This window comes from Loigolactobacillus zhaoyuanensis (assembly GCF_003946385.1).
Classification (GTDB): Bacteria; Bacillota; Bacilli; order Lactobacillales; family Lactobacillaceae; genus Loigolactobacillus; species Loigolactobacillus zhaoyuanensis.
Genome location: NZ_RHOE01000081.1, coordinates 1 through 9,041 on the forward strand (window position 1 = coordinate 1; position 9,041 = coordinate 9,041).

Annotated in this window: 10 protein-coding genes and 1 pseudogene; 4 read left to right on the forward strand and 7 right to left on the reverse strand. The window is 43.4% G+C overall.

The window, feature by feature from the left end; all coding sequences use genetic code 11:
* Nucleotides 1-300 precede the first annotated feature (300 nt).
* The 3 genes from EKM76_RS11775 to EKM76_RS11785 all read right to left on the reverse strand — a co-directional run bounded on the left by EKM76_RS11775 (nt 301) and on the right by EKM76_RS11785 (nt 3,935).
* The gene (locus EKM76_RS11775; RefSeq protein WP_225417930.1) at nt 301-579 is read right to left on the reverse strand and encodes a nucleotide pyrophosphohydrolase; all 279 of its coding nucleotides are present in this window, start codon (nt 577-579) and stop codon (nt 301-303) included.
* A gap of 100 nt (nt 580-679) precedes the next feature.
* Nucleotides 680-3,526: a DUF3427 domain-containing protein gene (locus EKM76_RS11780; protein ID WP_125550822.1), complete on the reverse strand. Its 2,847-nt coding sequence runs from the start codon at nt 3,524-3,526 to the stop codon at nt 680-682.
* A 10-nt stretch (nt 3,527-3,536) separates the two neighbouring features.
* Nucleotides 3,537-3,935: a (deoxy)nucleoside triphosphate pyrophosphohydrolase gene (locus EKM76_RS11785; RefSeq protein WP_125550823.1), complete on the reverse strand. Its 399-nt coding sequence runs from the start codon at nt 3,933-3,935 to the stop codon at nt 3,537-3,539.
* A gap of 307 nt (nt 3,936-4,242) precedes the next feature.
* Between EKM76_RS11785 and EKM76_RS11790 the strand changes: the two are divergent.
* Nucleotides 4,243-4,540: pseudogene (locus EKM76_RS11790) on the forward strand (hypothetical protein).
* A gap of 95 nt (nt 4,541-4,635) precedes the next feature.
* Here the strand turns inward: EKM76_RS11790 and recA are convergent.
* The 3 genes from recA to EKM76_RS11805 all read right to left on the reverse strand — a co-directional run bounded on the left by recA (nt 4,636) and on the right by EKM76_RS11805 (nt 6,617).
* Nucleotides 4,636-5,721 (reverse strand): recombinase RecA, encoded by a 1,086-nt coding sequence (recA, locus tag EKM76_RS11795; RefSeq protein WP_125550824.1) that lies wholly within the window; start codon nt 5,719-5,721, stop codon nt 4,636-4,638.
* Between the two features lie 207 nt (nt 5,722-5,928).
* Nucleotides 5,929-6,225, reverse strand: coding sequence for a hypothetical protein (locus EKM76_RS11800; RefSeq protein WP_125550825.1), 297 nt, complete (start codon nt 6,223-6,225; stop codon nt 5,929-5,931).
* A gap of 86 nt (nt 6,226-6,311) precedes the next feature.
* Nucleotides 6,312-6,617 (reverse strand): bacteriocin immunity protein, encoded by a 306-nt coding sequence (locus EKM76_RS11805; protein ID WP_125550826.1) that lies wholly within the window; start codon nt 6,615-6,617, stop codon nt 6,312-6,314.
* Nucleotides 6,618-7,033: 416 nt separating this feature from the next.
* On the opposite strand from EKM76_RS11805, the gene EKM76_RS11810 reads away from it, so the two are divergent.
* From EKM76_RS11810 to EKM76_RS11820, 3 genes are read left to right on the forward strand one after another with little or no spacing between them, the layout of a single operon-like run.
* Nucleotides 7,034-7,402: a GntR family transcriptional regulator gene (locus tag EKM76_RS11810; protein ID WP_125550827.1), complete on the forward strand. Its 369-nt coding sequence runs from the start codon at nt 7,034-7,036 to the stop codon at nt 7,400-7,402.
* Between the two features lie 3 nt (nt 7,403-7,405).
* Nucleotides 7,406-8,119 (forward strand): ATP-binding cassette domain-containing protein, encoded by a 714-nt coding sequence (locus EKM76_RS11815; RefSeq protein ID WP_125550828.1) that lies wholly within the window; start codon nt 7,406-7,408, stop codon nt 8,117-8,119.
* Nucleotides 8,112-8,870 carry an ABC transporter permease gene (locus tag EKM76_RS11820; RefSeq protein ID WP_125550829.1) on the forward strand — a complete coding sequence of 253 codons (759 nt, stop codon included), beginning with the start codon at nt 8,112-8,114 and terminating at the stop codon, nt 8,868-8,870. Before EKM76_RS11815 ends, EKM76_RS11820 begins: the two co-directional genes overlap by 8 nt.
* Nucleotides 8,871-8,923: 53 nt before the next feature.
* On the opposite strand, the gene EKM76_RS11825 is transcribed toward EKM76_RS11820, so the two are convergent.
* Nucleotides 8,924-9,041: IS3 family transposase (locus EKM76_RS11825; RefSeq protein WP_164507606.1), on the reverse strand; the 118-nt coding region annotated here is incomplete at its 5' end.

Here is a 9,041-nt window from a genome sequence, read left to right on the forward strand (position 1 = left end):
AATGGCTAGACATGGTACTCTGGGATTGGGTCATGAAGGCACCTACTCTCTTATTTTCTTGGCGATTATAAGAATAGGTCTTCATGGCCTTTTTGTCTATAGTTGGTCTAGTTCATTGGGTGTTGCACTTCAATTGTAAACTCGGCCTTTTTTTGTTTTTGATAAAGTATATAGAACATAGAGAACCGGAAATTTATTGATGAAATAGTTAGCTTGATCATTAGAATCACCAAGTTTCTGGTCAAATAACTTGTCGTATGTTGTTTCTATCATATGCAACTTTGTCATCTTATCACCCGATCAATCATCAAAATTCCAATTACGACTCTTATTCACATTTAACTTATTCTGAATAATTTCATATGGATTAACGCCTAGTTTGTCGCACATATAAAAAGCATAGATTAAAGTATCCGCTAATTCATCTTCCAAATGTCTATGCTCTACCTCAGATAGTTCGTAATTATTACTTTTCCATTGAAAAATTTCCAATACTTCACTGGCCTCTAAATTTAGAGATAATGCTAGATCTTTTAAATTATGATATTTTTGCCAACCACGATCATCGCGAAATTTCATTATTTCTTGCCGGATCTGCTCGTACTCCAGAATACTCATCTCCAGTTTTAAAACTCATGTTTATATTATAACCGAAAAACGCGATTTATATTTAGCTACTCTACCGCAAGTACTTATACAATTCCGTCTCCAGTGGTGCCATCAGCTGCAAGTCCATCGCCACCACATTCCGCGTCTTGCCATCACGAATTGGTTTCTCCAACTGCTTAATCGTTTCTGGTTGTGACTTGACCTCACCTAAATAATAGAATTCAGCACCTTCGTCGTCAGATTTCTTTGCGAAAAGATAGACCGTCCAATGTGCGGGATCGCGTAATTTTGCTATTTCTGGTGATGCAAGCGTGCGCGGTGATTTAGTAAACCAATGCATCGTCGCATTATCAAGTAATTCATCTTCATAAGCCATTTGCGCGCCTTTGAAGTCAGTCCCTTTTTCCAAAGTGACAAAAATAACGAATTTACCATCTTTGGCCACATAGCCGCCAATATTTTGATCAACCATTTGTTCCGACCAATTTAACAGGCGCAGCACGTCCCGCCGGCGGTACTTGGCATAGCGGGTTAGGGCTTCAGTTTGGCTAAACTGTTCAGATTTATAGTAACTAGCTTTCAGCAGATCGACCGCTAGTTTTTTGAAGTAATCGTTTTGCAGCGCGGAGCGAAAATTAGCAGTTAACTCGATCTGATCAGCCTCTTGTTGGACCATCGCTGCACCAGCGTAGGCTTTCTTCAAACCGCCTGTATAAAAGGTTAGCGATAAGGTAGCCAGCACCGAGTCAATCGTGGTGGCATCATGAATCAAATGACAATCAGTAAAAAGCGCGGCTAAATCTTGCTTACGTAACGCGTGATCACTTTCAATTAATTTTGACAATAAAACAATTTCGTGTTGTCGCATTCCCGGCAATAGCTCACGGGACAAAAAATATAAAAACTTATTTTGCTTCTCAGTTATGGTGCCTTCATTATCGCCAATCTTGGCGAGGAACGAATAATAAGACTCAAATTTATTGGCGATTACCAGTGGATCAAGGATTGCTTGTTGACTGAAATCAGTTAAATACGGCACCCGATTCAAGCGATTTTTAAAATCACCATAGGTTTGTTTTAATTCCCGCATTGAATCCAGTTTGGCATCATCAATCGACTTAAAGATCCGCTTTTTCGCCACTGCTTCAAAGTTTATAGCAGATAGTCCGGAAATATAGTTGGTATCAAAAGTACCTTTGCGCAAACGATCTTTACTCCGGCTAGTATCGCCAGAAAGTGCCATTGGAATCATGTAATTATTTTTATAATTACCAATAAAATCAATGATTGTGACAAAATCCTTCGAGTTATCCTTGCGTAAACCCCGCCCTAGCTGCTGCACAAAAATAATACTTGATTGGGTGTTACGCAACATGATAATTTGATTAATTTTCGGTACATCAATGCCTTCATTGAAAACGTCCACGGTGAAAATATAATTAATATCGCCATTTTCCAAGCGTGTAATCTGAGCCTCGCGCTCGGCAACTGAATTTTCACCAGTCAGATAGGCACTGGGAATACCGCGTTCATTAAATAAGCGGGCCAATGCTTTGGTTTCATCCTTACGGCTACAAAAGATCAACCCTTTCGGCGTATTATGTGAACAGCCATAATAATTGATCTTATCTAATAAAAAGTCCACCCGTTCTCTGTTCGTCAAGTACTGCAAGTCAGTGGTTTCCGAAATGACCATGTCGTCTTTTTCATAATCAGAAACCCCAAAATAATGAAACGGACACAGCAAATCTTCTTCCAACGCTTCTTGTAACCGAATCTCATAAGCGATATTGTAGTCAAATAATTCAAAAATATTGAAATTATCAGTTCTTTCCGGAGTCGCAGTCATCCCCAGTAAAAAGTCAGGCGTGAAGTAAGCCAACACATTCAAGTACGATTTGGCACCAGCCTTATGGACTTCATCAATCAGTATGTAATCAAAATAATCCTTAGCGAATAACTCCTGATAGGCCGGCTTGGAAATCGTTTGGATCGTAGCAAACAAGTATTTCGCTTGGGTTTCTTTTTGATTACCGGATAGAATACCAAAATTTTCGGCTGGTTCGTCAGAGAGAATCTGCATAAATGATTCTTTAGCTTTATTCAATATTTGTTCACGATGCACAATAAATAGCATGTGCTGCGGCTTAGCCTGCTGAACATCAAAAGCCGCTAAATAGGTTTTACCGGTCCCAGTCGCAGAAATAACTAGGCCTTTCTTGGCTCCGCTGGCCCGTAATTCAGCCAAACTTTTCAAGGCAACTTGTTGCATTTTATTCGGTACAATGTAGGCTTGTTTATCTTCAGCAACTGCAGGCAACTGTGGTGCACGTTTCATCAGCGGTTGGTAGTGCTGCGCGTAATCAGCGATCCAGTCAGTCGTTAAAGGTACTGCTTGTGCCCATTCGCTTGTTAAATGATCACGAATTTGTTCAATTACTTCACCTTGCTCGTATGAGGTCAGTCGAATATTCCACTCATAATTGACTTTTAACGCATTCATCGTTAAATTCGAACTACCGATCACAAAGGAATAGTAATCTGCTTGAGTAAATAAGTAGCCTTTGGCGTGAAAACCTTCACGCTGGGAAATTCGAACTTCCAAATTAGGAATCGTTAGCAATGATTTAAAGACTTCTGGATTATTGAATGCTAAATAAGTCGACGTTAACAACTTGCCATTAACATGTCGCTGGGCTAAATCTGCTAATTGAGCCTTGATCGTATCCAATCCACTTTGCGTGACAAATGCAACCGAAAAGAAGAAATCACGACAGGTAGCAATCTCCTCTTGCAATGTATTTAACAAAAATTCCTTCTGTTGCGGCTGATTAATGATTAGCTTAGGATCATAATAGGAGCCTTCAATATTCTGATCAATAAAAGCTTTTTTAAGCGATTGCTCTAACGCGTCCATGTTGCACCTCTTATAATCCGTTATTAATTAATTTATTGGCAGTCGCCACATCGGCCGGCGCCCAAGTCAAGGTACTTAATTCAGTGATCGGCAACCATTTGCTATCAATGTGCTCGGTTAATTTAGGCTGCCCACTGATTAAATGACAAACAAAGGTAGTTAAATGAACAATCCCAAAATCGTACTCATATTGCGTCGATTCATAGACTTTGTCATCAACCTTAACCGCGATTAATAATTCCTCGGTTAATTCCCGTTTCAACGCATCAATTGGCGTTTCATGCGGTTCAATTTTGCCTCCTGGAAACTCCCAGTAATTTGCCAACGACCGTTCCGGCCCCCGCTGCAAACAGAGAATCTTCCCATTATCGACAATAATTGCCCCAACGACTTCAATGACTTTTTTCAAAACGAAACCTCTTTCTACATCTATGATTAAACTTCGTACTTTTATTTGTGTGAAATAAGTAAGTAATACTATTTATACGTATCAAACCACATACAGATAATTATAACTTAAACGCTGTTACATGGATATGGGGCGCTCTGTGAAAGTTTTGAATTTTACCGCTAACTTGTCATTTAAAAGATGGACGAATTACTTTAAAATAATAGCCACAATCGCTATGGCCTGTTATCACGGCATTGATTACCACCGTTCATTTAGGGTAAACTGAATCAGCACCGCAATCACCACTTATCTGGGCGGATAAACAATGGAAATAAAAAACGGGCGCGCGTCATTTTTTTTGCTGGCGGCTTACTACAGCTGAATGGGGGAGTATTCTTGGCACCATCGTCACCGTGTGTACACTGGGCATCTGTTACCCGTGGGCATTAACGCTGATGTACGGCTGGAAAATCATCGACGGTCAGCGTATGCAGTTTCACGGCTCCACACTGGACCTATTTGACAATTGGATCAAGTGGCTGCTGCTCGCTATCGGTATTTACAGTTTCTGGGTCAACATTAAACTAGAAGCTTGGAAAGCCAAAAAAACATCGTTCGCTTAGTCCCATAACCAACGTGGCATAACAGCATTCGATAAAAAAAAGTAGCGCAGAAAATTCTGCGCTACTTTTTAACTTATCATCAAATTTAGCTTACTTTACTTTGTCTGCTCAGCCGTTGCTTCGCTACCATCAGCGGGCGCAGCCGGCTGCTTTTCATCCAGATAATGTGCGCGCACCTTAGCGTTGATCTCGCTTAAGACCGCTGGATTTTCATCCAAATAATTGATCGTATTCGTCAGTCCTTGACCAATATGGCCATTATTGTAGGAATACCAGGCGCCGGATTTCTGAATAATATCCGCTTCAGTTGCCAAGCCAACAGTATCGCCGGTTTTAGAAAAGCCTTTGCCATAAAAGTTTTGGATCAAAGCAACTTTAAATGGTGGCGCGACTTTGTTTTTAGCGACTTTGATTTTAATTTGATTACCGATGATCTCGGTACCATCTTTGATTTTCTCACCACGACGAACTTCGATCCGTTGGGTAGCGTAGAACTTCAACGCCCGACCACCGGGAGTGGTTTCGGGATTACCAAACATGACGCCAATTTTTTCACGCAATTGGTTAATGAAGATCAATGCGGTTTTAGCATTGTTCAATTCACCAGCCAAGCGGCGCAGACCTTGTGACATAAGGCGGGCTTGTAAGCCGACATGGCTGTCACCAATATCGCCTTCGATCTCGGCCTTTGGTACTAATGCCGCCACAGAATCGACGACAATTAGATCCAATGCGGCACTACGAACCAATTCATCAACGATTTGTAGTGCTTCTTCACCCGTCCCTGGTTGCGATAAATAAAGTTCATCGATATTAACGCCTAAATGTTGAGCGTATTCAGGATCCATAGCGTTTTCGGCATCAATATAAGCAACGGTGCCGCCATTTTTTTGCACGTCCGCCACCGCCGCTAAGGCTAGAGTTGTCTTACCAGATGATTCTGGGCCATAAACTTCGACGATCCGCCCTTTAGCGTAACCGCCAGCGCCTAATGCAATATCTAATGAAGTAATACCACTGGAAATTGTTTGGACTTCGGCGCTGGCTTTTTCACCCATGCGCATGATGGCACCCTGACCGAAATCTTTAGTGATCTTATTCAGCGCTTTGTCCAAAGCCGCCTTGCGATCGGAACTATCGGTAATTTCGTGCACTGGGGTTATTGTATGCTTTGTTGCCATGTTGGCCTCATCCTTCCGTAATCGAACAAACGTTCTTCTATCCATTAAGTATAGCTGATTAGCTGTTGAATTGCAAGTTTAAATCGAACATACGTTTTACGTCGATTTAGCTAACATTAAGGTCAAAAAAAGTGGCATAACCTAAATTATGTCACCAGCCATTACTTATTTATTAACTATTAACGGTGCAACGTCACCTAAATTGACTTAGCTCAACCCGCCGGCTGAACAGTGGTCATGGCTTGCGCTTGCTCGTTGCTCCTGCTGGACGTAAGCTAAATAACGCTCGCGAACGATTCGCCGTTCGCCGGCAGTTAAATCGGCATAGCAAACCGACGCTTGATAGAGATCACGATCATCAACAAATTTTTCTACTCGATACGCTGCCACCGCCGTGATCAATTTAGCAATCGCCGCCAACGGATCAGTTTGCCGTTGCTGGCATAAATAATTCACCGCAGTATTGACCGCCAAGGGATTCAATATTTCATCATTTTCTTGCATATTATTTTCCGCCGCTCTCTGTAAATTGCCGCTACTACTATAGCACATTAACTTTGCTAGGCAAATAGTAGCACCCAAATTTACATTTAAAACCAGACCGGCAACATGATCGCCGCCGCGGCAGTGGCATCATATTTCACTGCTTCCCCTTTTAATTGTTGGTGCAGCACGCCGACCGCCGCCGGAAAATCCTGCTGGTGCGTCCAATAATACAGCGCAATTGCCTTGCACAACTTAGTCGCCGCCAGCTGATATTCACCATTTTTATCCAGTTGCGTAGCCGCCTGCAGCAATATCTGCCGCAATTCAGGCCGTTGCGCAACTGCGGCATCCCCATACGCCGCGCTGATCTGATCTAACATCCGCTCCACTTTTTCCCGATTGTGCTTCATTTCACCCAGCTCCTAACGATATATTTACGCCTGTAAACGCCGTACCAATGCCGCCGTTGCCAATTTAGAACTATCAACTTCCTGTGTTTTGGCCGCATCACGCAGATATTCAGGCACGGTAATATTGACGCGAACGAATCCCTGTTGTAAAACTATTTTTTCTAACTGTTTAGGCTTAAGCTTATTGGATATTCCTATCCGATAAGCCTTTACACTTATAATTATGCGTATAAAAACCTACCTGTCAACTATTCAGATTAACCTGCTACCTTTAATATACGCAAAGTGAGCCTAATTTCTGTCACTAAATTAAATAAAATGACTTGCCAAATTCATCAGCAAAAGTTATAGTGTAATAGTAAATTAGTTCACTATAGTATTATATAACCAAAACGTGTTTAAAAAGGAGGGCCAATATGAACTTCAACGATAAGGTGCCGATCTATTATCAGATCAAACAGTACATTTATGGTGAAATTATCGGCGAAAATCTCAAGGCTGGCCAGAAATTACCGGCGATCCGGCAACTAGCGGTCACGCTGACGGTCAACGTTAATACGATCCAGCGGGCGCTAAGCGAGTTGATCAGCGAAGGCGTGCTGGTGACTCAGCGCGGCAAAGGCAACTTTGTCACCACCGACGTTCAGTTGCTGGTGGCGCTGAAAAAGCGGGTGGTCACCGCCCAGTTCAGCGAATTGTACGACAAATTGATCACTTTGAAAATCTCACCACCCGAAATGGTCCAGTATTTACAGGACTATATCGACCAACGAAAGGAAGCGTAACTCATGACCGATATTTTGAACATTCAGCATTTAAACTATAAATTAAATCTCGTTAGCATTCTCGCCGACGTTAACTTGACCGTCCCCGCCGGCAGCATTGTTGGCCTACTGGGAGCAAACGGCGCCGGTAAAACGACATTGATGCGCCTGATCAGCGGTGTCGCCCACGACCACCACAACACGATCACAGTCGCTGACCAAACCAGCGCGGCGCAACGCAAACAATTAGTCAGCTTTAGCCACCAATTAGACGGCGCCAATAACCACGCCCGCCTGAGCCAGATCGTCCACGACTATCAAGTGCTGTACCCCGACTTTGCTGCGGCACAATTCCAAGAGTTGGTCGCCTTTCTCGAATTAGACCTGCACAAACGCCTGCAGCAACTGTCCAAAGGGAACCGCAAAAAATTCATCATCGCCCTGACCTTGGCCCGCCAAGTGCCGCTGTATCTGCTGGACGAACCCTTTGACGGCATCGACGGCATGAGCCGCAAAAAGATCATCGCCAGTATTTTGCAGTGGAAAACCGACGACGCCACGATCCTGATCAGTGACCACCACGTTGACGACATCGCCAACTTACTCGACTCAGTGGCCGTGATCAAGGATAAACACGTCGTCGCCACCGCCCAAGCCGAAACGATCCGCGAAGAATACGGCCAAAGTATCGAAGATTATTACGAAGCGATTTACGAAGGAGGCAAACAAAATGACTAAAACATGGCCACTGATCACCACCTTATTTAAACAGAAAAGCCGCAGCGTGCACATAGTCGTCGGCCTGCAACTGTTAGGCGCCGTTCTGACAGGCTTGAGCATGCTGTGGCAGCGCCAATTTAGTTGGCCTAGCATTGCCGTGACCACGATTTCTTATGGCGTGCTCGCCGGCATGATTTTGTTCGTTTTACTGGCGCAACGCACCGAGCACATTTGGACCAGCAACGTCTTTCGCCTGTTGCCGGTCAGCGACCTGCGTCTGTATTTGGTCAATCTTGGCTCAACCCTGCTTGATCTACTTTACTTTTTAGTGATCGAAATCGTGATCACCGCCCTCTGCAGTTTAGGCGGTTGGACTAGCTTCATCCAAGCCGGCCTGAGCACTCAACCTTGGGGCTTCGCCGCCGCTGGCTTGGTCGTCATGCTGGCGCTGAACTTGTACGGCTGGACCTTTATCAGTTTAGTTCACTTAGTCGGTCGCACCATTAGCAGCTGGCTCCCAGAAGTGCGCTCACGCTTCGTTTACTTCATTCTGTATGCAGTCGTCGGCTTCATCTTATTGAAAATTCTAGCTTGGGGCGAGACGCTATTACAAAAAATGGTCGCACCACTATTAATGGGTCAGTATGATGCCAATATCATCCCCAGCATTTACAGTTTCAGCGGCATCCTCGCCGTTATGATCGTATTGTTTTCCGCGATCAATATCTATCTATTGAAATATTGGGCCGAAACTAAACAAACTGCCTAAAAAGGATTACAAAAATAAGGTTATGAAGTGAACCCCAAATATTGGACGAAACTTTAAGCGACTTTCTGGGTGGTAAGAACACGGTATTTAACCGGGCTCTTACCACCCAGTTTTGTTTTGATTCGTGTGACATTATAATATTGAATCCAGTTCGATACGGCTAAAGTTAAT